At 71.9% G+C, this 23400-nt stretch carries 20 protein-coding genes; 8 read left to right on the top strand and 12 right to left on the bottom strand.

Going from position 1 to position 23400, the window contains the following annotated elements:
- The first annotated feature begins 70 nt into the window (after positions 1-70).
- Positions 71-1876 (top strand): glycoside hydrolase family 15 protein, encoded by a 1806-nt coding sequence (locus tag ACFWY6_RS11060; protein ID WP_384687900.1) that lies wholly within the window; start codon positions 71-73, stop codon positions 1874-1876.
- Between the two features lie 295 nt (positions 1877-2171).
- Here the strand turns inward: ACFWY6_RS11060 and ACFWY6_RS11055 are convergent, their stop codons facing one another.
- Complete coding sequence (locus ACFWY6_RS11055) at positions 2172-2819, bottom strand: FAD-dependent oxidoreductase (protein ID WP_384687899.1); 648 nt, start codon at positions 2817-2819, stop codon at positions 2172-2174.
- Between the two features lie 296 nt (positions 2820-3115).
- Positions 3116-4639, bottom strand: coding sequence for an APC family permease (locus tag ACFWY6_RS11050; RefSeq protein WP_384687898.1), 1524 nt, complete (start codon positions 4637-4639; stop codon positions 3116-3118).
- Between the two features lie 159 nt (positions 4640-4798).
- Between ACFWY6_RS11050 and ACFWY6_RS11045 the strand changes: the two genes are divergently transcribed.
- Positions 4799-6442: a PucR family transcriptional regulator gene (locus ACFWY6_RS11045; RefSeq protein ID WP_384687897.1), complete on the top strand. Its 1644-nt coding sequence runs from the start codon at positions 4799-4801 to the stop codon at positions 6440-6442.
- A gap of 47 nt (positions 6443-6489) precedes the next feature.
- Here the strand turns inward: ACFWY6_RS11045 and ACFWY6_RS11040 are convergent, their stop codons facing one another.
- From ACFWY6_RS11040 to recN, 3 genes are all read right to left on the bottom strand, one after another.
- Positions 6490-7626, bottom strand: a complete 1137-nt coding sequence (locus ACFWY6_RS11040) for a glycosyltransferase family 4 protein (protein ID WP_384687896.1) — start codon at positions 7624-7626, stop codon at positions 6490-6492.
- A 330-nt stretch (positions 7627-7956) separates the two neighbouring features.
- Positions 7957-8727 (bottom strand): hypothetical protein, encoded by a 771-nt coding sequence (locus ACFWY6_RS11035; protein WP_384687895.1) that lies wholly within the window; start codon positions 8725-8727, stop codon positions 7957-7959.
- A gap of 27 nt (positions 8728-8754) precedes the next feature.
- On the bottom strand, positions 8755-10482 hold the full coding sequence (gene recN, locus ACFWY6_RS11030) for a DNA repair protein RecN (RefSeq protein WP_384687915.1): 1728 nt from the start codon (positions 10480-10482) through the stop codon (positions 8755-8757).
- Between the two features lie 224 nt (positions 10483-10706).
- Between recN and ACFWY6_RS11025 the strand changes: the two genes are divergently transcribed.
- Entirely contained in the window at positions 10707-12056 is a 1350-nt protein-coding gene (locus ACFWY6_RS11025; protein ID WP_384687894.1) for an FtsX-like permease family protein, read from the top strand.
- Between the two features lie 110 nt (positions 12057-12166).
- Here the strand turns inward: ACFWY6_RS11025 and ACFWY6_RS11020 are convergent, their stop codons facing one another.
- The 3 genes from ACFWY6_RS11020 to ACFWY6_RS11010 are packed head-to-tail and all read right to left on the bottom strand — an operon-like array spanning position 12167 to position 14224.
- On the bottom strand, positions 12167-13072 hold the full coding sequence (locus ACFWY6_RS11020) for an NAD kinase (RefSeq protein WP_361816508.1): 906 nt from the start codon (positions 13070-13072) through the stop codon (positions 12167-12169).
- A gap of 11 nt (positions 13073-13083) precedes the next feature.
- Positions 13084-13899 carry a TlyA family RNA methyltransferase gene (locus ACFWY6_RS11015; RefSeq protein ID WP_384687893.1) on the bottom strand — a complete coding sequence of 272 codons (816 nt, stop codon included), beginning with the start codon at positions 13897-13899 and terminating at the stop codon, positions 13084-13086.
- Between the two features lie 7 nt (positions 13900-13906).
- The gene (locus ACFWY6_RS11010) at positions 13907-14224 is read right to left on the bottom strand and encodes a hypothetical protein (RefSeq protein ID WP_384687892.1); all 318 of its coding nucleotides are present in this window, start codon (positions 14222-14224) and stop codon (positions 13907-13909) included.
- 42 nt (positions 14225-14266) lie between these two features.
- On the opposite strand from ACFWY6_RS11010, the gene ACFWY6_RS11005 reads away from it, so the two are divergent.
- Positions 14267-14614, top strand: coding sequence for an SCP2 sterol-binding domain-containing protein (locus ACFWY6_RS11005; protein ID WP_384687891.1), 348 nt, complete (start codon positions 14267-14269; stop codon positions 14612-14614).
- Here the strand turns inward: ACFWY6_RS11005 and ACFWY6_RS11000 are convergent.
- The 3 genes from ACFWY6_RS11000 to ACFWY6_RS10990 all read right to left on the bottom strand — a co-directional run bounded on the left by ACFWY6_RS11000 (position 14598) and on the right by ACFWY6_RS10990 (position 17675).
- Positions 14598-15536 (bottom strand): ABC transporter ATP-binding protein, encoded by a 939-nt coding sequence (locus tag ACFWY6_RS11000; protein WP_384687890.1) that lies wholly within the window; start codon positions 15534-15536, stop codon positions 14598-14600. The two genes, ACFWY6_RS11005 and ACFWY6_RS11000, sit on opposite strands and share 17 nt — an antisense overlap.
- A gap of 70 nt (positions 15537-15606) precedes the next feature.
- Positions 15607-16635 (bottom strand): FecCD family ABC transporter permease, encoded by a 1029-nt coding sequence (locus ACFWY6_RS10995; RefSeq protein ID WP_384687889.1) that lies wholly within the window; start codon positions 16633-16635, stop codon positions 15607-15609.
- Complete coding sequence (locus ACFWY6_RS10990; protein WP_384687888.1) at positions 16632-17675, bottom strand: FecCD family ABC transporter permease; 1044 nt, start codon at positions 17673-17675, stop codon at positions 16632-16634. Before ACFWY6_RS10990 ends, ACFWY6_RS10995 begins: the two co-directional genes overlap by 4 nt.
- 53 nt (positions 17676-17728) lie before the next feature.
- On the opposite strand from ACFWY6_RS10990, the gene ACFWY6_RS10985 reads away from it, so the two are divergent.
- Genes ACFWY6_RS10985 through ACFWY6_RS10975 form a run of 3 tightly spaced genes read left to right on the top strand, consistent with a single transcriptional unit; the run spans position 17729 to position 20606 of the window.
- Positions 17729-18763, top strand: coding sequence for an ABC transporter substrate-binding protein (locus tag ACFWY6_RS10985; RefSeq protein ID WP_384687887.1), 1035 nt, complete (start codon positions 17729-17731; stop codon positions 18761-18763).
- Positions 18763-19773, top strand: coding sequence for an ABC transporter substrate-binding protein (locus tag ACFWY6_RS10980; RefSeq protein ID WP_384687886.1), 1011 nt, complete (start codon positions 18763-18765; stop codon positions 19771-19773). Before ACFWY6_RS10985 ends, ACFWY6_RS10980 begins: the two co-directional genes overlap by 1 nt.
- Complete coding sequence (locus tag ACFWY6_RS10975) at positions 19773-20606, top strand: siderophore-interacting protein (protein ID WP_384687885.1); 834 nt, start codon at positions 19773-19775, stop codon at positions 20604-20606. Before ACFWY6_RS10980 ends, ACFWY6_RS10975 begins: the two co-directional genes overlap by 1 nt.
- Before the next feature lie 295 nt (positions 20607-20901).
- Here the strand turns inward: ACFWY6_RS10975 and ACFWY6_RS10970 are convergent, their stop codons facing one another.
- Positions 20902-21930, bottom strand: coding sequence for an HAD hydrolase-like protein (locus ACFWY6_RS10970; RefSeq protein ID WP_384687884.1), 1029 nt, complete (start codon positions 21928-21930; stop codon positions 20902-20904).
- Positions 21931-22002: 72 nt separating this feature from the next.
- Here ACFWY6_RS10970 and ACFWY6_RS10965 point away from each other — a divergent pair, with 72 nt between their 5' ends.
- Positions 22003-23280: a DUF1015 domain-containing protein gene (locus ACFWY6_RS10965; protein WP_384687883.1), complete on the top strand. Its 1278-nt coding sequence runs from the start codon at positions 22003-22005 to the stop codon at positions 23278-23280.
- Positions 23281-23400 lie beyond the last annotated feature (120 nt).

The following is a 23400-nucleotide window of genomic DNA, read 5'->3' as shown; positions in this document are numbered from 1 at the left end:
TTTACAGCGAACTCTGACCGTAGAGCGAGCGCCCCGCGAGGGCGACGTGGCCGTTTGACTGGAGATGCACGTGGCCGGGCGCATCGAGGACTACGCACTCATCGGAGACATGCAGACCGCCGCACTGGTCTGCCGGGACGGCACGGTCGACTGGCTGTGCCTGCCCCGCTTCGACTCCCACGCCGTCTTCGCCGGCCTGCTGGGCACGGAGGAACACGGATTCTGGCGCCTTGGGCCCGCGCACAGCCCGGACGCGCCACCGCCGACGGCGGCGCGGCGCACCTACCGCGGCGACTCGCTGGTCCTGGAGTCCGAGTGGGACACCCCGCGCGGCACGGTCCGCGTGACCGATTTCATGCCGCCGCGCGACACCGACGCGCCGCAGCTGGTGCGGATCGTCGAGGGCGTCAGCGGCCGGGTGCCGATGCGCTCCGCGCTGCGCATGCGGTTCAGTTACGGGCGTGTGGTGCCCTGGGTGCACAAGGTCGACGGGCGCACGGTGGCCGTCGCCGGGCCCGATTCGGTGTGGCTCGACACCCCGGCCGAGACCTTCGGCAAGGACCTCACGACGTACTCGGACTTCACGGTCGCGCCGGGTGACCGGATCGCGTTCACCATCTCGTGGCAGCCCTCGCACAAGCAGCCGCCCGCGCTGCCCGATCCCGAGGGTGCCCTCACGGCGACCGAGGACTTCTGGCGCGAGTGGGTCGAGCACTGCACGTACCACGGGCCCTACCGCGAGGCCGTGGTCCGCTCGCTGATCACGCTCAAGGCCCTGACGTACGCGCCGACCGGCGGCATCGTCGCCGCGCCCACCACCTCGCTGCCCGAGGACATCGGGGGCTCCCGCAACTGGGACTACCGCTACACGTGGCTGCGCGACGCGGCGATCACGCTCTCCTCGCTCCTGCGCACCGGCTACCGCGAGGAGGCCCGCGCCTGGCGCGAGTGGCTGCTGCGCGCGGTGGCGGGCGACCCCGAGAACCTGCAGATCATGTACGGCATCGCGGGCGAGCGTGAGCTGGGCGAGGCCGAGCTGGACTGGCTTCCCGGATACGAGGGCTCGACACCGGTCCGGGCCGGCAACGGCGCCGCGCACCAGCTTCAGCTCGATGTGTACGGCGAGGTCACCGAGGCCCTGCACCTGGCGCACATGACGGGCCTGGCCCGCAACGACTACGCCTCGCTGCTCCAGCTCAAGCTGATCCGCTACCTGGAGAGGCACTGGAACGAGCCGGACGAGGGCATCTGGGAGGTGCGCGGACCGCGCCGCCACTTCGTGCACTCCAAGGTGATGTGCTGGGTCGCCGTCGACCGCACGATCAAGCTCATCGAGTCCGGCGACGCGGACGGTCCGCTGGAGAAGTGGCGCGAGCTGCGCGACGACATCCACCGTGACGTCTGCGAGAAGGGCTACGACAAGGAGCGGAACACGTTCACGCAGTCGTACGGCTCCAAGGAGCTTGACGCCTCGCTGCTGCTGATCCCGCAGATGGGCTTCCTGCCGCCCGACGACAAGCGCGTCATCGGCACGATCGAGGCGATCCAGCGTGAGCTCTCGACGTCGGACGGCTTCATCCTGCGCTATCCGACCTCGGGCGACGACGCGGGCGTGGACGGCCTTGAGGGTGACGAAGGCGCCTTCCTGGCCTGCTCGTTCTGGTTGGCGGACGACCTGGCGATGATCGGCCGGGTCGACGAGGCCCGCAAGCTCTTCGAGAAGCTGCTCGCGCTCCGGAACGACCTGGGGCTGCTCGCCGAGGAGTGGGATCCGCGGCAGCAGCGCCAGGTCGGCAACTTCCCGCAGGCCTTCAGCCACGTGCCGCTGATCGACACGGCACTGCGGCTGACGGCCTCGGGGGCGTACGGGGGTTAGGCCCTGAGCCCTGGGTGAGCTTCCCGATCACCTCCCGGGCGGCGCGCTCCCCTTCGGTCGCGCCGCGTTGCGCTCTACGGATGTGCGTTCCCATAGGCTCACGTTCGGGGAGCGCACAGCCCACACGGCCCCGCCCTCACGTGTTGCTGCTCTGCCTTCGGGCAGCGGTCAGGGCTTGACCGTCGTGGAGGTTCACGGACCCGAGCGAGAAGCCGCTTGCGCAGGCGAGACGGCGGAGTCACGAAGCCCTGGAAGTCGTGGAAGTACGGCTCTGCTCCAGGGGTTGCGGCGCAGCTCAGCGAGTGTGCGCCACGCAGGAAGAGGACGACACCCGCACCCGACCGGGGCGGGTGAAGTCCCCTGCGGTCGCCCAGAGGTCGGCGTCGGTGAAGCAGTCGCCCGCGCTGACGCCGGGCCAGGGGCCGGTGCCGCGCCAGGGGCGGCTTGAGAACTGCATGTTGAGCTTGGTGCAGTGGCCCATCCGGGCGTCCCGCAGCAGATTCGTCATGCGGGTGTCCAACCCGGCCTTGGTCAGGTCGAGTCGTTGGAGCACCGGCAGCGGGAGGCACAGGATCGTGTGGTCGGCGGTTGCGGTGCGGACGGCGCCCGCTTCGGTGTACGTGAGGGTCTGGGTGCCGTCGGCGTTGGCGCGTACGGCGGTCAGGGCGCAGCCGGGGCGCAGCGTCCCGTCGGGCAGGAAGTCGGCGATGGCGTGCGGGAGTTGGTCGTTGCCGCCGGTGATGTGGTAGCGCTCGTTGGACAGGCCCCAGATGTTGAAGTGTCCCGGATTGGTCTGGTAGCCCATCAGCAGGACGAGGGCGAGCGCGGACTGGTCGGTGGTGTCGGCGCCGTACTCGACGTGGTAGGCGACGTCGAACGAGCGGCCGAGCGGGGAGCCGTGCCCGCCCGGGACACGCGATGCGATCCATTCGTGGATCGACATGTTGTCGAGGGCGGTGGAGGGTGAGGGCCGCGGTGAGGCCCGAGATCCCGGCTCCCACGATGGCTGTGCGGGGTGCGCCCTTGCCGGTCGTGGCGGCCGTGGCGCGGGGAGCGGCCGACAGAGCGGCGGTCCCGACGGCGAGGCCCGCGGCGCTTTTGAGGACGGTTCTTCGGCCGGGCCGTGCGGCGGCGCCCCGGAGTTCGGCGACGGGTACTCCGAGGCGCTGGGCCTCGCCGTGCTCGGCGGCAAGGCGTTTCAAGGCGTGCATCGGGTTCGTACGCGACACGGGGATCTCCTCAGACGGTGGCGGACGTCGTGGACTCGGTGTCTTCGGTGCGTTCGGCCGCGTCCTCCAGGACGATCCGGCCGATGATCTCGTAGCGGGCGGGCTGCTTCGCCCGCAGATACAGGCCGAGCCCCAGGCCCCCGAAGAAGACGAGGCCGACGATCCAGGGGATGGCCTTGAAGAAGAGGGAGTCGGCGGCCGAGCCCGCCGCGGTGTCCATGTTGATCACAAGCAGGACGACCACGGCGATCATGCCGATGCCGCCGAGCAGCGGGGCCAGGAAGGTCCTGAACCAGTGCCGGTCCTCCGGGTGGTTCTTGCGGAAGTAGCCGATGACGGCGAACGAGCAGAGGGTCTGCACGATGAGGATCGCCATCGTGCCGAGGATCGCGAGCAGGGTGTACAGGTGGATGTACGGGTCCTGGCCGGTGAGCCAGAAGGCGGCGACCAGGGCGACGGCGATCGCCGACTGGACGTAGGAGGCGATGTACGGGGAGCCGTGCGTGGGGTGCGTACGGCCGAGGCCGCGGTGCAGGAACCCCTCGCGCCCGACCGCGTACAGATAGCGCGAAGCGCACTGGTGGAAGGCCATGCCGCAGGCGAACGAGCCGGTGATCAGGAGCCATTGGAAGGTGTCGACGGCCCAGGCCCCGATGAAGGAGTGCGCCGGGTCGAAGAACAGGTCGAGCGGGCTCGTGGACTGCGAGACCTTCACCGAACCGCTCAGGCCGTTGCCCGCGATGGTCATCCAGGAGACGTAGATGTAGAAGAGCCCGACGCCGACGACCGAGATGAGCGTGGCGCGCGGGATGACCTTCTTGGGGTTGCGGGACTCCTCTCCGTACATGGCGGTGGACTCGAAGCCGACCCAGGACCAGAAGGCGAAGAAGAGGCCGAGGCCCGCGGATGTGCCGGTGAAGGCGTTCTTCGGGTTGATCGGCTCGACGGGGATGCCGTCGGGGCCGCCGCCGTGGATCAGTACGGCGGTGGCGACGGCGAAGAGGACCGCGATCTCGGCGATCAGCATCACGCCGAGCGCCTTCGCGGTGAGGTTGATGTCGAAGTACGACAGGACGGCGGTGACGGCGAGCATCGCGGCCGCGTACAGGATCCACGGCAGATCGGCGCCGAGCTGATCATGGACGGTGGTCTTGGCGAAGTAGGCGAAGACGCCGACGATCGACGCCTCGAAGACGACGTACGCGAGGACGGCGAGCATCCCGGACGCCATGCCCGCGATCCGGCCCAGGCCGTGCGAGATATAGCCGTAGAAGGCGCCGGCCGCGGTGATCCGCTTGGCCATGGCGACGTATCCGACGGAGAACACCGTCAGGACGAGGGTCGCGAAGAGATAGCCCGCGGGCGCGCCGGTGCCGTTGCCCGCGCCGACGGCGATGGGCAGGTTTCCGGTCATGGCCGTGATGGGCGCCGCGGTGGCGACGGCCATGAAGACGACGCCGACGAGACCGACGGAGTTCGCCTTGAGGCGGTGGACCTCGGGTGTGCTGGATTGCTCTGGCATCTGCTCTGGCATGGCGGGCACCTTGCCGTGGAGTGACGTACGCCACAAGCGACAGGGGGTCGTGCAATTGGCGTGCGGGGGCGACGAGTTGTCGGGCCCGGGGCACTTTCGGCCATTGCCGTAACCGGCCGGAGATGTTCCCGGAACGTGTGCGCAGGTAGCGTCCGCCCCATGGAAAGTCAGGGCACGCAGGGCACTCAGGGCGGAATCACCGTGCAGCGGGCCCTGGAGCTTCCGGGGCTGCGCGGCGGACTGCCGGAAGTGGTCGCGGGAGCGGAACGGCTGCAGCGCACCGTGCGCTGGGTGCACGCCGGCGAGGTGCCGAACATCGCCTCACTGCTCAAGGGCGGCGAGCTGCTCCTGACGACCGGCCTCGGCCTCGGCGCACGCCCCGCCGAGCAGCGCGCCTTCGTACGCAAGCTCGCCGAGCGGGGCATCGCGGCGCTCGTCGTCGAGCTGGGCCCGCGCTTCACCCGGCTGCCCGCGGCGATCGTGGAGACGGCGCGCGCGGCGGGCCTCCCCCTGGTGCAGCTGCACCGCGAGGTGCCCTTCGTGACCGTCACCGAAGAGGTGCACACGGAGATCGTCAACGGCCACTACGCACTGCTCCAGCGGGCCGAGGAGGTCCACCGGCGCTGCACGGAAGCGCTGCTCGGCGGCGGCGGTGTGCCGCAGGTCCTCGGCGTCCTCGCGGACTTCAGCGGCAATCCGGTGTTCCTGGAGACGGCGGACGGGCAGCTCCTGTACGCCGCCGGGGCGGGCACGGAGTGTGCCGATCCGCTCCAGGTGTGGGAGGGCCTGCGGGGCCGCACCGTCGACCGGGACGGACCGCCCGCGGGCGCAGTGCTCGTCGACGTGCCGGGCGGCGGACCCGGCACCGGCTCGGTGCGCGCCCGGCTCGTACTGCTCGCCGTGGAGTCCGTGCTGCTGCCGGTGCACCGGATCGCGGCGGAGCGGGCGGCGGGCTCCCTCGCGGTGGTCCTGATGCAGGCGAGGCAGGAGGAGGAGCTCGCGGCACGCGGCCGCGGCGACTTCCTGACCGATCTCGCGGAGGGGCGCATCACGGCCGACGACGCGCCCGCCCAGGCGCGGGTGCTCGGCTTCAAGCCCGGCGAGAGCCCGCTGCTCCCGGTCGTGATGCGGCTCGCGGACGGGCTGCCGCCGGGCGGCGGCTGGGCCGTCCTCGCGCGCGCGGTCGCGGAGGAGCTGGCGGCGGTGGGCGTTCCGGTGCTGCTCGGCGTGCGCCCGGTCGAGGGCCGCGTGCCGCTGCTCCTGGGGCTCCGTACGGAGTCCGAGCGCACCCCGGTGGCCGACCGGGTCGCGGCGGCGCTGCGGGCCGGCGTCGAGCGTGCGGGGATGCAGCGGGCCGGGGCCCAGCCGCCGGTCGTGGTGGTCGGGGTCGCGGGCGGCTGGGCGGCGGCGTCGGCGGGCCTGCGGCACGCGGCGGAGACGGCGACGGCGGCCCAGGGCCTCATCGACCGCCCCTGGTACGACGCGCGCCGCCTGGACATCGACCTCCTCCTGTGGCGCCTGCACAACTACGACGACTCGGCCCTGGCAGCCTTCGTGGACCGCGCGATCGGCCCCCTGCGCACCCACGACCGGCGCTCGAAGCCGCCGCTGCTGCCCACCCTGCAGACGTACCTGGCGCATGCCGGGCGCAAGGCGGAGACGGCGCGCGAACTGCACCTGAACCGGCAGACGCTGTACAACCGCCTCGCCAGGATCAGCGAGCTCCTGGGGACGGACCTGGACGACCCGCAGACGGTGCTCGCGCTGAGCCTGGCGCTGCGGGCGCGGCGGCATGTGCCGTAGGGGTCCGCGCGCCGGACTGTGGCTCAGCCGCCCGCGGCATCGCACCGCTACATGGCCCGCGGCTGCGTCAACTCGTCGTAGACGCTGAGGACTTGGGTGACCGTCTCGTCCTCGGTCGGCCAGGTCGCCGCCTGGGCGGTGCCCTTGTCCTTGAGCCGCTCCCGGTGCTCGGGGTCCGCGAGGAGGCGCGCGACGGCCGTGGCGAGGGCCGCCGCGTCGCCGTAGGGCACGAGTTCGGCGGCGTCACCGACGAGTTCGGGCACGCCGCCCACCGCGGTCGCGACCAGCGGCACGCGCGCGTGCAGGGCTTCCTGGGCCAGCACGGAGCGGGACTCCCAGCTGCTGGGCAGCACCACGAGATCGGCGGCGGCGAGCAGCTCGGGCACGTCGTCACGCCGCCCCACGAGCCGCGCCGGAAGACCCTCGCCCTCGATACGGCGCTTCAGCTCAGCCCGCTCGGGCCCTTCACCGGCGATGACGAGCAGCGGCAGCGGGTCGAGGTGGCGCCACGCGCGCGAGGCGTCGAGCAGCACGTCGAAGCCGCGGTGGCGTTCCAGCGTGCCGACCGCCACGATCAACGGCCGGTCCACGGCACCGAGTTCGGCACGCGCCTTGTGGCGCAGACCGTCCGGCTCCTCGTCGTCACGGGCGGCCGCGCGCGGCGTGGGGAGCGTGACGGGGGCGAGCCGGGCATCCCGCGCGCCCCTGCGGCGGGCGCGGTCGACGAGGTCGGACGAGGTGCCGAGGACCACGGCCGCGGCCTTGGCGACGCGACGCTCCAGGGCGCGAAGGACATGGGCGCGCGCGCCTTCCGCATGCGCGCGGGTGTGCCAGGTGACGACGAGCGGGATACGGCGGCCGGTGAGCGCGAGCGCGGCGCGCAGAGCGGCGTGCAGCCCGTGCGCGTGCACGAGGTCGGCGTCGGTGCAGGCCACACGGAGGGAGGCGACGGATGCCGGGTCGCTGCGGCGGGGCACGTGGACGTGCCGGGCGCCGGTGCCCGTCAGGTCGTACGCGGTGGCCGCATCGGAAGGGGCGCACACCGTGACCCGCACGCCCCGCGCGGCGAGGCCCGCGGCGAGCGACCTGACGTGGGCGCTGCTGCCCGCGCTTCCGCCGCCCAGCACTTGCACGGTGTGCAGCGGCGTCTGGCCGTGCGGTGAGTGGCTGCTCACGTGGCTCACGTAGCCGGGGCTCCTGAGTCGGCGTCGGGGGGCTGCGCCAAGGATGCCAGTCCGTACGGACGTTCCGGCACCGCCGAAAGGTCACTTCCGCACGGAGGCAGGCAACTCCCTGAAGCGGATCACTCGCATGGGTGAGGACGAAGGGGTTTCAGCGCCGCGGATGCCCTGCGGCCCCAGGCATCTTCGCAGCGGGGCCTCGATGGACGGAAGGCTTTCGGGCGGCTCGGCGTGGCCCGGTTGTCGTTGGGGGGGCGGCGTGCCGCGGGGCAGGCGGGAGTGTCGTGGGGGGGGCGGCGTGCCGCGGGGCAGGCGGGAGTTCGAAGACAGGACCTAGGCCCCGGCGGCCGCGCCGGCCTTCTCTCCGTACGCCGCCGCGGCGACGAGGCCCGCCGCGTGCGCCACCAGGCCCGCGCGGCCGTTGCCCGCGACGATGGCGGTGCCCAGGGCCGCACCCAGGGCGTGCGCTCCGGCGTCACCGATCATGGCGCGCTCCCCCAGGTCCTCCGGGAGCACGGCCGCGGCGGCCCCCATGGTGGCAGCGGCGAGAACCCCGGCGGTGCCCTTGCGCAGCAGTCCCGGCGCCCCCAGGGCGAGCACCGCTCCGGCGGCGCGTCCGGGGCGTACGTCCACGAGGTTGACGAAATGGGCGGTGCCCGCGATGACGACCCCCGCGAGCAGCTTGTCCACCGGCCGCTCCTTGAGCAGCGCGCCCGCGGCGAGACCGGCCGCGGAGATCCCGAACAACTTCACGGCCCCGCTGGTGACTTCACCGCCGCGCAATGCCGACAGGTGCGCGCGGAACCCTCGGCGCGGATCACCCGCCCCCGCCATGTCGTCGTACACCCCGCAGGCACCCGCGGCGAGCACGGCCAGTGCGGTGGCGGCGCGGGGCCTGCCCGCCAGGGCGACACCCCCGGCCGCGGCCCCCAGGGCGGCAGCGGGCCCGGCGTACAACTCCACTGCCCGCCCCGCGTAGTTCTTCCGCTGCCAGTGGTCGGGGCCGCCGGGAGCGCGGGAACGCAGCGCGGCGGTGGCGGCGCGGGTGACGGCGGCGGCGGTGAGGAGGGCGGTGATGCGTCGGGCGGGCTTGCGGTCGATCATGCGGGTCAGGGTACGGGGGCACCCCCCTTACCCGTCCCCCCGAGCCGTGGCCAGCAACTCCTCCGCATGGGCCCGCGCGGTCTCCGAGTCCTCCTGCCCCGCCAGCATCCGGGACAGCTCCCGCACCCGGTCCTCGCCCTCCAGGACCAGGACCCCGGAGCGGGTGACGCTCCCGTCGTTGGTCTTCTCGACCAGCAGCTGCCGATCGGCGAACGCCGCCACCTGCGGCAGATGCGTGACGACCACGACCTGCGCCGACTTGGCGAGCCTGGCGAGGCGCCGCCCGATCTCGACCGCGGCCTTGCCGCCGACGCCCGCGTCGACCTCGTCGAAGAGGTACGTGGGAACGGGATCCGTGCCCGCGAAGACGACCTCGACGGCCAGCATCACGCGTGACAGCTCACCGCCGGACGCTCCCTTGGCGATCGGCCGTGGCGGAGCGCCCGGATGCGGGGCCAGGAGGAGTTCCACCTCGTCGACGCCCGTCGGGCCGTACGCGACGAGACGTCCGTCGACCGGCACACCGTCCGCGCCCTCGGGCACCTCCGTGGCGGTGATGTCGATCGTCACGCGCGCGTGCGGCATCGCGAGGGAGGCGAGCTCTTCAGTGACGGCCGCCGCGAACCGCGAAGCCGCCTCCTGACGGGCGTCGGTCAACGCCTGCGCGAGTCCCGCCAGTTCGCCCCGGAGCGCGTCCCGCTCGGCGGTCAGCTCCTCCAGACGGTCGTCGTCACCCTCGAGTTCGGTGAGCCGCGCGGCCCCCGCCTCGGCCCAGGCAAGGACGGCGTCGATGTCGGCGCCGTACTTCCGGGTCAGCTGGGTCAGCGCGGCACGCCGCTCCTCCACCGCCGCGAGCCGCAGCGGATCGGCGTCGAGGTCATCGGCGTAACCGGCAAGTTCGCCCGCCACGTCGCCCAGCAGAATCCCGATCTCGCCGATCCGCTCGGCGAGCGCGGCGAGGGCGGCGTCGTGGGAACGCACCGCCTCCAGGGCCCGGTGCGCGCCCGCCACCAGCGTCGTGGCGTCGACGCCTTCCGGGTCCTCGGGGTTGCCCGCGAGCGCGGCGTGGGCGGCCGTGGCCGCGGACGCGAGCGCCTCGGCGTGGCCGAGCCGCTCGGCCTCCGCGGCCAGTTCGACGTCCTCGCCCGCCCGCGGCTCGACGCCCGCGACCTCGTCGAGGCCGAAGCGCAGCAGATCCGCCTCCTGGGCGCGTTCCCGCGCGCGCGTGGTGATCTCGTCGACCTCGGTCGTGACGGCTCGCAGCCTGCGGTACGCCGCCGTGTACTTGGCCAGCGGCACGGTGACCGCGTCGCCCGCGTACCGGTCGAGCGCGCCGCGCTGCCGGGCCGGCTTGAGCAGCCCCTGCTGATCCGTCTGACCGTGCACCGCGACGAGGTCGTCCGCCAGTTCGGACAGCAGACCCACCGGCACCGAACGGCCGCCGAGGTGCGCCCGTGAGCGCCCCTCCGCCGAGACCGTACGGCTGATCAGCAGCGCGCCCTCGTCGAGTTCGGCCCCCGCCTCCTCCGCGCGCACGGCCGCCGATGCGCCGTCGGGCACGGTGATCCGGCCCTCGACGATCGCCGCCTTGGCGCCGATCCGCACCAAGGCGGGATCCGCGCGCCCGCCGAGCAGCAGGCCGAGGCTCGTGACCACCATCGTCTTGCCCGCACCGGTCTCACCGGTCACGGCGGTGAAACCCGGTGACAGCTCGACGACCGCGTCGTCGATGACTCCGAGCGACCGTATCCGCATCTCCTCCAACACGGACACGACCTTACGAGGTCAGAGCCCGGGTGTGCGACGGCCCCTGGCCACCTTCCGCGAAGGCGCAGGTGGCAAAGGCGGACCGAACGGACGCTGTCACCCGCAGGGGGTGGGGATTTAGGGGTGGGGATTTAGGGGTGGGGATTACCCCACCGTGATCTTCCTGCTTGCCTCAGGGTGCCCGGTGGCCCCAGCACCCCACCATGATCTGTATGAGAACGGGACTCGCACTGGCGGCGCTGCGCGCGCACCGCCCGGCCTTCGTGGGCACGGCGGTGGCCGCGCTCTTCGCGGCGACCGTGGTGAGCGCATCGACGATGATGCTCGGCACCACCGGCACGGAGGGGCTCTCCGCGCGGGCCCGCGCTCAGATCGCCGAGAACGGCGTCGGCGACATGGCCGTCGTACTCCTCATCGGTTCGATCTACATGTCGATATTCGTGGTCGCGTCGACGATGGGCACGGCCGTGGCGCAACAGCACCGCGAGCTGGCCATGGTGCGCTCCATCGGTGCCAGACCCCGGCAGGTCCGCCGCGCGGTGGCCGCTCAGGCCCTCGCCGCGTCGATCCCCGCGGCCCTCGCCGGCTTCGTCCTGGGCGGCTTCGTCGCCCGCTGGTGGCACGCGGGCATGGTCGAGCACGGGCTGCTCCCCGCGGAGGCTGCCTTCCGCTTCAGCTGGGTCGCCCTGCCGGTGTGCCTCGGCGTGGCCGTGGTGACGACGACGCTCGCCGCGCTCCTTTCGGCCCTGCGGTTCTCGCTGCTGCGCCCGGCCCGCGCCCTGAGCGAGGCGGCGACCGGGCGGCGCGGTCTCGGCGTGCTGCGGGCGCCGCTCGGCGTGACAGCGGTCGCGGGGGCGTGTGTCGTCGCGGTGCTCCTGTCCCGGCAGCCGGCGGACGAGGCGGGCGAGGGCGCGTTCCTCGTCCTGATCCTCTTCTGCGTCGGCGCCGGACTGCTCGGCCCGCGCATCATCGGGCCCGCGGCCTGGCTGGTCTCGGCGCTGGTCGGCCGGTTCGGCCCCAGCGCGCGCCTCGCCATGCTCAACGTCCGCTCGCAGCCCCGCCGTTTCTCCGCCGCGGTGGTGCCGCTCGTCCTGGTCGTGGGCTTCGGCCTCACCAAGATCGGCATGCACACCACGGCCCGGCACCACACGGGCTCGGCGGGCAGCACGGGCGAGGTCTGGCTCGACTATGTGGGCACGGGTCTGTACGCGGGCTTCGCCGCGATCGCCGCGGCGAACACCCTCGCCATGATCTCCTTCGAGCGCCGCCGCGACGTCGCACTGCTGCGGGTGGTCGGCAGCCAGCGAGCCCAGGTGCGCGCCATGGCGGCCTGGGAGGCCGCGGTCGTGGCGGGCACCGCGCTGCTGCTGGGCACCGCCGTCGCGCTGGGCACGCTGGCGCCGATCCTCAGCACGGCGTTCGGCTCGGCGATGCCCTACCTTCCGTGGGGCGTGCCTACGGGGATAGCGGCGGGCACCCTGCTCCTGACGCTGCTGGCGACGGGCCTTCCGGTGCGTGCGGTGATGCGGAGGCGCGCTATATCCGTGATCGGCTCGGCGTAACCGCAGAAGGGCCGACCCCGTTCGGGGCCGCGCCCCGTAAGGGGCGCGGGGACCTGCGCGACCAGCCCCCACCGACCCGCAGCCAAACGAACCGCACCCCCGTCGGAGCGCTAGTGAGGAGCCCCGCGCCACCCCGAAACCGGCAGCGCAAACTTCGCCACAAGCCGGTCCGTGAACGACGCGTGGTGCAACCGCGCAAGCCGCACCGGCACCCCTCCCCTGCGCACCTCGACCCGCGCCCCCGCGGGCAGTTCCACGGTCCGCCGCCCGTCGCACCACAGCACCCCGTGCGGCGTGTGCTGCTGGACCTCGACGGCGAGCACCGAGTCCGGCGAGGTCACCAGCGGCTTGGCGAACAGGGCGTGCGCGCTGATCGGCACCATGAGGAGCGCCTCCACCTCCGGCCACACCACGGGCCCGCCCGCCGAGAACGCGTACGCGGTGGACCCCGTCGGGGTGGCACACACAATGCCGTCGCAGCCGAAGCCGGTGACCGGACGGCCGTCGATCTCGAGCACGACCTCGAGCATCCGCTCGGCCGACATCTTCTGCACGGCGGCCTCGTTGAGCGCCCAGTCGCGGTGCACGACATCGCCGTTGCTGTGCACGACGACGTCGATGGTCATCCGCTCCTCGACCTCGTACGCCTTGGTGACGACCCGGTCGACCACCTTGTCGAGGTCGTCGCGCTCGGCCTCGGCGAGAAAGCCGACCCGGCCCAGGTTCACGCCGAGCATCGGCACCCCGGAGGCGCGCGCGAACTCGGCGCCGCGCAGCAGCGTTCCGTCACCGCCGAGCACGACGATCAGCTCACAGTCGTCGATGCACTCGGCCGTGGCCTCCTTGACCGTCTCGACATCGGGCGGCAGCGGCAGATCGGCCGCCTCCGCCTCAAGGACCCGTACGCCCAGGCCGCTGCGCAGCAGTCCCTGGACGACGAGTTCGGCACTGCGGATGGCCGCGGGCCGCCCGGTGTGCGCGAGCAGGAAAACAGTACGAGCTCGGGTCTGGGTCACTCGGGTCTGAGTCAACGGGGCCCCTCCGCCACGGCACGGTCAACGTCCGCCGGGTCCAGTTCGGGCGCCCCGGCACGCAGCCACAGAAAGTACTCGACATTTCCGGAAGGGCCGGGCAGCGGGCTCGCAGTCACGCCACGTACGCCGAGCCCGAGCCCCCACGCCTGCCGCGCCACCGTCCGCACCGCGTCGGCCCGCAGCTCCGTGCTGCGCACCACACCGCCGCTGCCAAGGCGCTCCTTGCCGACCTCGAACTGCGGCTTGACCATGAGGACCAGGTCGGCGTCGGGGGCGGCGCACCGCACGAGCGCGGGCAGCACGAGCCCGAGCGGGATGAAGGAGAGGTCGCCGACGACCAGGTCGACGGGGACGCCGTCGATGAGGTCCAGCGTCAACTCACGTACGTTCGTACGGTCCTTGACAGTGACCCGGTCGTCGCTCTGCAGCGACCAGGCGAGCTGTCCGTACCCGACGTCCACGGCGACGACACCGGAGGCACCGGCGCGCAGCAGCACATCGGTGAAGCCGCCGGTGGAAGCGCCCGCGTCCAGCGCGCGCCGCCCCTCGACGACAAGCCCCTGCGGCCCGAACGCGGCGAGCGCGCCCGCCAGCTTGTGGCCGCCGCGCGAGACGTAGTCGGGGTCGCTCTCGTCGGCCGCGACCACGATGGCTGCGGCGGTCTCCACCTGCGTCGCGGGCTTCGTCGCGGTGTTCTTGTCGACGGTCACCCGCCCTGCGGCGATCAGCTGGCTTGCGTGCTCGCGCGAGCGCGCCAGCTTGCGACGGACCAGTTCGGCGTCGAGGCGGCGGCGTGCCACTCCTGCCACGTTCTGTTCAGCTCCTGTTGTACGAGGGTGTGTACGGCGGTGTGTGCGGGGACGAAGGCGAGGGCGCCGGCGGCCCGGGGCGTGCGTCGAGCGCGGTCAGCGCGTCACGCAGTCCCCGGTGCACATCCTCGTACACCTCGATGTGGCCGTCCGTGGCGAGGTGGTCGGCATCGCCGAGGCGCTGGAGCAGGGCGTCCACCTCGGCGTCGCCGGTCGGCGCGCGCTCCACGCCGAGCGGCGCGGGGCCCGCGGGGTCGTACGCCTCCTCCGCCTCCACCAGCTGAGGCTCGGCCTCGGGCCCGGGGCCCGGCAACGAGTCGTTCATGCCACGACGCTACCGCGAAGCGCTGGGGTACCGTCGATCACGATGGCGACGATCGAAGAGTGCCGCGCGGCACTGGACAAACTCTCGGACAACCTGGCGGGCGCGGAAGGCGGCGTGCGCAGTGCGGCAGCGCTCAACCGCTCGCTGAGCTGCCGCATCACCGACCTCGACGTCTCGTTCACGGGCCGTCTCGAGAACGGCCGGATCACGGTGCTCGACACCTACCCCGGCGCGCCCAGGGAGAAGGCCGAGATCCGGCTCGCCATGTCCGGCGACGATCTGGTGGCGATGGTGAACGGCGAGCTGAACTTCGCGAAGGCCTGGGCCTCCGGCCGGGTCAAGCTGGAGGCAGGCCTGCGCGATCTGCTCCGCCTCAGGACGTTGCTTTAGCCCCGACCTCAGCCCCGACTTCAGCCCCGACCTCAGCCCCGGCTTCAGCCCCGACGCCCGCCGTCTTCACGGGCTTCTTGCGGCCTCGCCGCGCGGCCGGCACCACCAGCGGCGTCCCCGACTCCGGGTCGTCGATGATCTGGCAGTCCATCCCGAAGGTGTCCCGCACAAGCTCCGCCGTGACGATGTCGGACGGCGCGCCCTCGGCGACGACCTCGCCGTCGCGCAGGGCGATGAGGTGAGTGGCGTACCGGGCCGCGTGGTTGAGGTCGTGCAGGACGGCGACGAGGGTGCGCCCCTGCTCCTCGTGGAGTTCGGCGCACAGGTCGAGTACGTCGATCTGGTGCTGGATGTCGAGGTACGTCGTCGGCTCGTCGAGCAGCAGCAGCGGGGTCTGCTGGGCGAGCGCCATGGCGATCCAGACGCGCTGGCGCTGCCCGCCGGACAGTTCGTCGACATAGCGATCGGCCAGTTCGGCGACGCCGGTCGAGGCCATCGACTCGCCCACGATCCGCTCGTCGTCCGCCGACCACTGCCGAAGCAGGCCCTGGTGCGGATAGCGGCCGCGGGCCACCAGGTCGCCCACCGTGATCCCGTCGGGCGCGATCGACGACTGCGGCAGCAGGCCCAGGGTGCGCGCCACCTTCTTCGCGGGCATCGACTGGATGACGTTCCCGTCGAGCAGGACGCGGCCGGCCGACGGCTTGAGCATCCGCGACAGGGCGCGCAGCAGGGTGGACTTGCCGCAGGCGTTCGGGCCGACGATCACCGTGAAGGAGTTGTCGGGTATCTCGACGGACAACTTCTCGGCGATGACGCGCTGGTCGTAGCCAAGGGTCACGTCGTCCGCGATGAGCCGGTTCACTGCGGCACGCTCCTGCCTGTCGGTGCTTTCAGAGTTGGTGGTCTTCCCGGTGTTCATGCGCGCGCCCCACTGTTGATCTGCGCCCCGCTGTTGATCTGCGCCCCGCTGTTGATCTGCGCCCCGCCGCTCATATCCGCCCCGCCTTGCGCTCGATGACGAGCAGCCAGAGCAGATAGACGCCGCCGAGCACACCGGTGACCACACCCACGGGCAGCTGATCGGCGCCGAACGCCCGCTGCGAGGCCCAGTCCGCGACGATCAGCAGGGTCGCGCCCATGCACAGGGACGGGATGAGGTTCGGTCCCGGCGAGCGGGTGAGCCGCCTGGCCAGCTGCGGCGCGGTGAGCGCCACAAAGCTGACGGGTCCCGCGGCGGCGGTCGCCGCCGCGGTGAGCAGCACGGCCGAGCCCATCAGCACGAGGCGGGTGCGCTCGACGGGCACGCCGAGCGCGTATCCGACGTCGTCGCCCATCTCCAGCATCCGCAGCGGTCGCGCGTACGTCATGACGAGCGGCACCAGGATCGCGCACAGCACGAGCAGCGGCCAGACCTGCTCCCAGTCCCGGCCGTTGAGGGAGCCGGTCATCCAGACGACGGCGCGCGCGGCGTCGACGATGTCGGCCTTGGTGAGCAGATAGCCGTTGACGGCGGTGACGAAGGCGGAGACGCCGATGCCGACCAGGACGAACCGGAAGCCGTGCACGCCCCGCTTCCAGGCAAGGAGGTAGATCGCCGTGCCCGTCACCAGACCGCCGACGAGCGCACCGCCCGCGACCTGCACCGCGCTGCCCTGGAAGAGGACGATCATGATGAGCGCCCCGGCGGTGGACCCCTGCCCGAGGCCGAGGATGTCCGGACTGCCCAGCGGATTGCGCGAGATGGACTGGAAGATGGCGCCGCCGAGTCCGAGCGCGGCCCCCACGAGGAGTCCGACCAGGACGCGGGGCAGCCGCAGGTCGTTGATGATGAACTCCTGCCCGGCGTCGCCGTTGCCGAGCAGGGTGCGGATGACGTCGGCGGTGGGGATGTCGAAGTCGCCGGTGCCGATCAGGACGACGCTCGCGGCGAGCGCGGCCACGATGAGCAGGGCGACGACCACGGCCGTGCGGACGTCGAGACGGAAGCTGAGCCCGCCCCGGGTGCGTATCGCCTTCACAGCTGAGCCAGCCTCCGCCGTCGTACGAGAATGATGAAGACCGGGGCGCCGATCAACGCGGTGATGATGCCGACCTGCAGCTCGGCGGGGCGCGCGACGATGCGTCCGACGACGTCGGCGCCGAGCAGCAGGACCGGGGAGAGGACCGCCGCGTACGGCAGGATCCAGCGCATGTCGGGCCCGGTGAAGGAGCGCACGACGTGCGGCACCATCAGGCCGACGAACATGATGGGCCCGACTGCCGCGGTCGCCGCCCCGCACAGCAGGGTCGCGGCGGCCATGGACAGGGCGCGGGTGCGGTTGAGATGGGCGCCGAGCGCGCGGGCGGTGTCGTCGCCCATGGCCATGGCGTTCAGCGGCCGGGCGAGGCCGAGCGCGAGCACGCTGCCGATCACGAAGAAGGCGAGGACCTGCAGGATGGTCTCGTTCTTGGCCGACGCCAGGGAGCCGACCGTCCAGAAGCGCATCTTGTTGAGCGCCGCGTTGTCCATGATCATCACGGCCTGCAGATAGCCGTAGAGGGCGGCGCTGAGCGCGGTTCCGGCGAGCGCGAGGCGCACCGGCGTCGCGTTGCGGGTGCCGCCGAGCGCGTAGACGAGGGCGCCGACCGCGGCCGCGCCGAAGAACGCGAACCACACATAGCCGCTCAGCGATGTGACGCCGAAGAAGCTGATGGCGGTGACGACGGCGGCCGATGCGCCGAGGTTGATGCCGAGCAGTCCGGGATCGGCCAGCGGATTGCGGGTGAGCGCCTGCAGGACGGCGCCGGAGAGGCCGAGGGCCACACCGACGAGCAGTCCGAGCAGCGTGCGCGACAGCCGCTCCGCGACGACGACATCGTCGTACGTCCCGGTGTCCTGGAAGAGACCGTGCCAGACATGGTCCAGGGGCATCGACTTGGCACCGACCGCGATGCTCGCCACGGCGACGAGCGCGAGCACACCGACCGAGACGAGGAGCCCGGCGCTGCGTATCGCGCGGCGGTTGGGTGGCGCGGGAGCGGTCTCCGCGCCGGCTTCGGGGGGACTGTCGACCAACACCAGGTTAGGTTAGCCTACCCTCGCACTCGACTTCGACGGGAGAAGCGTCAGCCATGCATGCCCGCCGCCCGATACCTCCCGCTCCGACCCGCCGTGGTGTGCTCGGCGGGGTCGGAGCCCTAGGCCTCGGCGGACTTCTTTCGGCATGCGGCGGCGGCTCGGACGATGGCGCGAAAGCATCGGGCGACGGCTGGAGCTTCAAGGACGACCGCGGCACGACCGCGAAGGCCGGCAAGACCCCGCGCCGCATCGTCGCCTACATCGGCGCGGCCGCCGCGCTGCGCGACTTCGGCATCGAGTGCACCGGCGTCTTCGGTCCGACGAAGCTGAGGAACGGCGAACCCGATGTGCAGGCCGCCGACATCGATGTCGACAAGGTGACGATCCTCGGCAACGCCTGGGGCGAGTTCAGCATCGAGAAGTACGCCAAGCTCCGGCCGGAGCTGCTCGTGAGCACCATGAACGTGACGCCGACTCTCTGGTACGTCCCCGAGGAATCCGCCAAGAAGATCACCTCGCTCGCCCCGACCGTCGGCATCCTCACCGGCAAGACCTCGCTGACGAAGGCGATCGGCCGCTTCGCCGCACTCGCCGAATCACTGGGCGCCGACCTCGAGGCGGAGAAGGTCACCGCCGCCAAGAAGCGTTTCGAGGCGGCGTCGGAGACCCTGCGCAAGTCCGCGAAGGCGGCGAAGGCGCGCGGCGGCATCAAGGTCTTGGCGATCTCGGCGCAGCCCGACCTGCTCTACGTGGGCAACCCCGCCGACTTCACCGATCTGCGCCACTACGCCGACCTGGGCATCGAGTTCGTCACCCCGGACAAGACGGCCAAGGGCGGCTTCTTCCAGGAGCTTGCCTGGGAGAACGCCGACACGTACAAAGCCGATCTGATCCTCGTCGACAAGCGGACGGGCAACCTCAAGCCCGCCGAGCTCAAGAAGTCCAAACCGACCTGGGCCAAACTCCCCGCCGTCAAGGCGGACCAGGTCATCACGTGGTCCAACGAGGCCCAGTTCAGTCACGCCGGCTACGCACCGCTCATCGAGCAGCTCGCGGCAGCCGTCGACAAGTCGAAGAAGGCCGTCTGATGAACACCCACCGCACCCTCTCTCGCCGCGGCCTGCTCACCGCCGGCGGCGCCATCGGCGTCAGCGCCCTGCTCACGGCCTGCGGGAGCGAGAAGAAGCCCGAGAAAGACTCCGGCTCCAAGGCCTGGAGCTTCAAGGACGACCGCGGCAGAACCGCCAAGGTGAACCACACCCCGAAGAACATCGTCGCCTACGTCAGCACGGCCGCCGCGCTGTACGACTACGGCGTCGAGTGCACCGGCATCTTCGGCCCGTCCAAGCCGGTGGACGGCAAGCCCAACCCCCAGGCGGGCGATCTCGATGTCGACAAACTGACGAGCCTCGGCGAGTCCTTCAACCAGTTCAACATCGAGAAGTACGCGGGCCTCAAGCCCGACGTCCTGATCAGCAACATGTTCCCGCCGCCCGCGCTCTGGTTCGTGCCCGCGGACAGCACCAAGAAGATCGAGGCGCTCGCGCCCACCGTCGGCATCAAGGGCGCCCGCACCTCCCTGCTCGAACCTCTGAAGCGCTACACCGAGCTCGCCGAGTCGCTCGGCGCCGACCTCCAGACGGAGAAGGTACGGGCCGCCAAGGCCCGCTTCGACAAGGCCGAAAGCCGACTGCGCAAGGCGGCGAAGGCCAAGCCCGGCCTGAAGGTCCTCGCGATGACCGGCGACGCCGACCAGTTCTACGTCGCCGTGCCCGACTCCTACTGCGACCTCAACTACTTCAAGGACCTCGACGTCGAGTTCGTCGAGGGCAAGAAGAGCGATGAATGGGGCTTCTGGGAGTTCCTCAGCTGGGAGAACGCCGACAAGTACCACGCCGATCTCATCATGATGGACAACCGCTCGAGCGCCCTGCCGCCCAAGGAGCTCGCGAAGAAGCCCACCTGGGAGCTGCTCCCCGCCGTCAAGGCCGGCCAGACCACGCCCTGGTCGATGGAGGAGCGCTACAGCTACGCGGGCTTCGCCCCCGTGCTCGAACGACTCGCCGCCGCCATCGAGAAGTCGAAGAGGCTCACCTGATGACCGACTCCCCGTACCACTTCTTCGACATGCACGTGCTGCGGACCGAGTACGTCACGCCCGCCATGATCCGCGTGGCACTCGGCGGCGACGGCCTGGCACGGATGGCCTCGGCCGGCCGCGACCAGCGCATCAAGGTGTTCCTGCCGCATCCGGGGCAGGACGCCCCGGTCATGCCGGACACGACCGAGGGCGACGCGGCCAACTGGTACGCCGACTGGCTCGCCCTCGACCCCGACGTACGCGGCATCATGCGCACGTACACCACGCGTGAACTGCGCCGCGACCCCGATGAGCTGATCGTCGACTTCGCGGTGCACGGCCCGGCTCCCTCGCCTTCGGACGGACCGGCCACCAGCTGGGCACGGAAGGCGGTCCCCGGCTCCCGGATCGGCGTACTCGCCCCGATCGAGGAGGAGAACGGCGCCTACGACTTCAGGCTGCCGCAGGACACCGACTGGGTCCTGCTGACCGCCGACGAGTCGGCGCTCCCGGCGGTGGCGAGCATCCTCGAAACACTCCCGCCCGGCACTCCGACGCGCGTCTGGATCGAGGTCCACGACCCGGCGGACCGGCAGGACCTGTCCACCAAGGCCGACGCGGAAATCACCTGGCTCACGGAGACCGGCGCCACACCGTCGGCGATCCGCACCGCGGAGCTCCCATCGGGCACCCCGTACGCCTGGATCACGGGCGAGTCCGCAACGGTCAAGGCCACCCGCCGCCACCTGGTCACCGACCGCGGCTTCGACCGCAAGCGCGTGTCGTTCTCGGGCTACTGGCGCAGAGGCACGACCACCGACGAACTCATAGACCGCAACGAGACGGCCTGACCCTCATCGTCCGCCGAGGGCCCTGCACCTGCCTCTGCCCTTGCCGGCAGAGGCAGGGCCTTCGGTCCATTGCGTGCGGGGGCGGGGGCGGGGGGGCCTTCGGTCCACGGGGAACCGAGCACCGGCGCCCGCATCCACCCGGGCAGAGAGCACGGTCCTTCGACCCACCGGGCCAGCCAAACGCCAGGTCCCGCCTCCGCCCGGGCAGAGGCACGGCCCCCTCAGCCCACCAGCCCAGCCAAACGCCAGGCTCCACATCCACCCCGCCCCCGGCCTCCAACTAACTCCAGACCCGCTACACCCCCAACCGCGACAACGCCTTCCCGCCGTCCAGCGCGCACACCCCATCCCCCGCATCCGTCCACGCCGCGCCACACAGCGCCCGCAGCCCATCAAGCACGTCACCCTCGCCGTCAAGCACCAGCTCGGACCCCCGCGCCGAAGCGGTCCACCCGCCGCAGCCGAACGCGCCCTCCGCCGAGGTCACTTCGGGCTGCCCGGTCAGGATGCCGCGCAGATCCGCGTCCACATACGTCGGCCGGTGCTCGGGCGGGGCCGCGAGCAACCGGGCGCCGTCCGTCACTCCGGTCAGGACCAGCAGCGAGTCCACCCCGCCGTTGAACGCTCCTTCGATGTCCGTGTCGAGCCGGTCCCCCACGACCAACGGCCGCTCGGCCCCGGTCCGCAGAATCGTCTCGCGATGCATCGGAGGCAGCGGCTTGCCCGCCACCTGCGGCTCGGCGCCCGTCGCGATGCGGACCACCTCGACCGCCGCTCCATTGCCGGGCGCGATGCCCCGCGCACTCGGAATCGTCAGGTCCGTATTGGACGCGAACCACGGCACCCCGCGCGCGATCGCGTAACAGGCCTCGGCGAACCGCCCCCACGCCAGGTCCGGCCCCCCGTACCCTTGCACGACCGCCACCGGCTCATCGTCGGCCGACTCCACCGGCTCGAGCCCCCGCTCCCGCAGCGCGACCCGCAGCCCTTCCCCGCCGATCACCAACACCCGCGCCCCCGCCGGGACCTGCTCGCTCACGAGCCGCGCGGCCGCCTGCGCCGACGTGATCACATCCGACGCCCCGGTCGGAATGCCCAGCTCCGTCAGATGCCCGGCAACCGCGTCCGGCGTGCGCAGCGCGTTGTTCGTCACGTACGCGAGATGCATCCCGCCCGCCCGCGCCGCAGCCAGCGACTCGACGGCGTGCACGATCGCCTGCCCTCCCGCGTACACCACCCCGTCCAGGTCGAGCAGCGCCGTGTCATACGCCTCGCTCAGCACATTCCGGCTGCCGTCGGGCCGCGTCCTGACGGTCTGGCTCATTACACATCGCTCCTCGGTCGATCCCACTCCCCCGATCATCGCTTATGCCACTGACACACATACGATGCTGCAATGAACACAGCGGGTGACACGGACGACCACGGCCTCGACCTGATCCCGTTCCGAGGCGTGCGGTACGTCCCTGAACGGGTCGGCAGCCTGGCCGCCGTGACGTCTCCTCCGTACGACGTGGTCGTACGGCCCGACGGCCTGCTCCACCTGGAGTCCGCCGACCCGCACAACATCGTCCGGCTGATCCTCCCGCAGGCCACCACGCCCGCCGCCCGCAACGACCAGGCCGCGGACACCCTGCGGTCCTGGCTCGCCGAGGGCATCCTCGCGCCCGACCCGGTGCCCAGCCTCTACGTCTACGAGCAGCGCGACGGCGACATCCTGCAGCGCGGCGTCATCGGCGCCCTGCGCCTCTCGGAGGCGGCGGACGGCATCGTCCTGCCCCACGAGGGCGTCATGTCCCATGTCGTCGAGGACCGCGCGGCCCTGATGCGCGCGACGAGCGCCAACCTCGAACCGCTGCTGCTGACCTACCGCTCCGACGGCAACGCCACGGGCGCGCCGGCGCTCATCGAGCGCACCGTACTGAACAAGCCTCTCTTGTCGACGACCACGGAGGACGGCTTCAGCCATCGCCTGTGGGCGGTCACGGACCCCGCCGAGCTCGCCGAGATCCAGACAGATCTCGCCCGCCACCAGGCCCTGATCGCGGACGGACACCACCGCTGGGCGACCAACCTGCGACTGCGCTCAGAGCACCCGTCCCCCAGCCCGTGGGACTACGGCCTTGTCCTCCTGGTGGACACCGCGCGCTACCCCCTGCGGGTCCGCGCCATCCACCGCTACCTGCACCAACTCCCGGTCCCGGACGCCCTGGCGGCCCTCACGGACACCTTCCGCGTCCGCACCGTCGAGGGTGCCCTGCCCCGCGCGCTCGACGCCTTGGCCGATGCCGCCACCGAAGGCAACGCCTTCCTCCTCGCTGGCGACGGCCGCTACCACCTCGTCGACCGCCCCTCCCCCGACCTCCTCGCGCGTACGATCCGCGCCGACCGCCCCGAGGCCTGGCGCACCCTCGACGCGACGGTCCTGCACTCCACGCTCCTCGACCACATCTGGCAGATCCCCGACGCCCCTGAGTACATCGCCTACATCCACGACACCGAAGCGACCGTGGAGAAGGCGGAGCGCGACGGCGGCACGGCGATCCTGATGCACCCGGTCCGCGAAGATGTCGTCCGCGACCTGGCCCGCCAAGGGGTCACGATGCCCCGCAAGTCGACATCCTTCGGCCCCAAGCCCGCATCGGGCCTGGTCCTCCGCAGCCTCGACGTCTGAACCTCCCCCAGCACGCGGATACGACGACGGGCGGGACCCCTGCTGGGGGTCGCCGCCCGCCCGGGGCAGGTGGAGAGGCGTCCGCCAGTGGGGGCCCCCGCCCACAGCCACAGGCCCCAC

The sequence above is a fragment of the Streptomyces sp. NPDC059037 genome (assembly GCF_042740015.1).
Lineage (GTDB): Bacteria > Actinomycetota > Actinomycetes > Streptomycetales > Streptomycetaceae > Streptomyces.
The sequence above is the reverse complement of the archived record's forward strand: the minus strand, read 5'-3'. Positions and strand labels throughout refer to the sequence as shown.

What these genes read in the sequence shown, in the direction of transcription:
- ACFWY6_RS11055 (WP_384687899.1), bottom strand. Translation starts at nt 2,819, where the DNA reads ATGTCGATCCACGAATGGATCGCATCGCGTGTCCCGGGCGGGCACGGC.
- ACFWY6_RS11050 (WP_384687898.1), bottom strand. Translation starts at nt 4,639, where the DNA reads ATGCCAGAGCAGATGCCAGAGCAATCCAGCACACCCGAGGTCCACCGC.
- ACFWY6_RS10970 (WP_384687884.1), bottom strand. Translation starts at nt 21,930, where the DNA reads ATGAGCCAGACCGTCAGGACGCGGCCCGACGGCAGCCGGAATGTGCTG.
- ACFWY6_RS10965 (WP_384687883.1), top strand. Translation starts at nt 22,003, where the DNA reads ATGAACACAGCGGGTGACACGGACGACCACGGCCTCGACCTGATCCCG.
- ACFWY6_RS10975 (WP_384687885.1), top strand. Translation starts at nt 19,773, where the DNA reads ATGACCGACTCCCCGTACCACTTCTTCGACATGCACGTGCTGCGGACC.
- ACFWY6_RS10980 (WP_384687886.1), top strand. Translation starts at nt 18,763, where the DNA reads ATGAACACCCACCGCACCCTCTCTCGCCGCGGCCTGCTCACCGCCGGC.
- ACFWY6_RS11000 (WP_384687890.1), bottom strand. Translation starts at nt 15,536, where the DNA reads ATGAACACCGGGAAGACCACCAACTCTGAAAGCACCGACAGGCAGGAG.
- ACFWY6_RS11025 (WP_384687894.1), top strand. Translation starts at nt 10,707, where the DNA reads ATGAGAACGGGACTCGCACTGGCGGCGCTGCGCGCGCACCGCCCGGCC.
- ACFWY6_RS11035 (WP_384687895.1), bottom strand. Translation starts at nt 8,727, where the DNA reads ATGATCGACCGCAAGCCCGCCCGACGCATCACCGCCCTCCTCACCGCC.
- ACFWY6_RS10985 (WP_384687887.1), top strand. Translation starts at nt 17,729, where the DNA reads ATGCATGCCCGCCGCCCGATACCTCCCGCTCCGACCCGCCGTGGTGTG.
- ACFWY6_RS11010 (WP_384687892.1), bottom strand. Translation starts at nt 14,224, where the DNA reads ATGAACGACTCGTTGCCGGGCCCCGGGCCCGAGGCCGAGCCTCAGCTG.
- ACFWY6_RS11045 (WP_384687897.1), top strand. Translation starts at nt 4,799, where the DNA reads ATGGAAAGTCAGGGCACGCAGGGCACTCAGGGCGGAATCACCGTGCAG.
- ACFWY6_RS11005 (WP_384687891.1), top strand. Translation starts at nt 14,267, where the DNA reads ATGGCGACGATCGAAGAGTGCCGCGCGGCACTGGACAAACTCTCGGAC.
- recN (WP_384687915.1), bottom strand. Translation starts at nt 10,482, where the DNA reads ATGCGGATACGGTCGCTCGGAGTCATCGACGACGCGGTCGTCGAGCTG.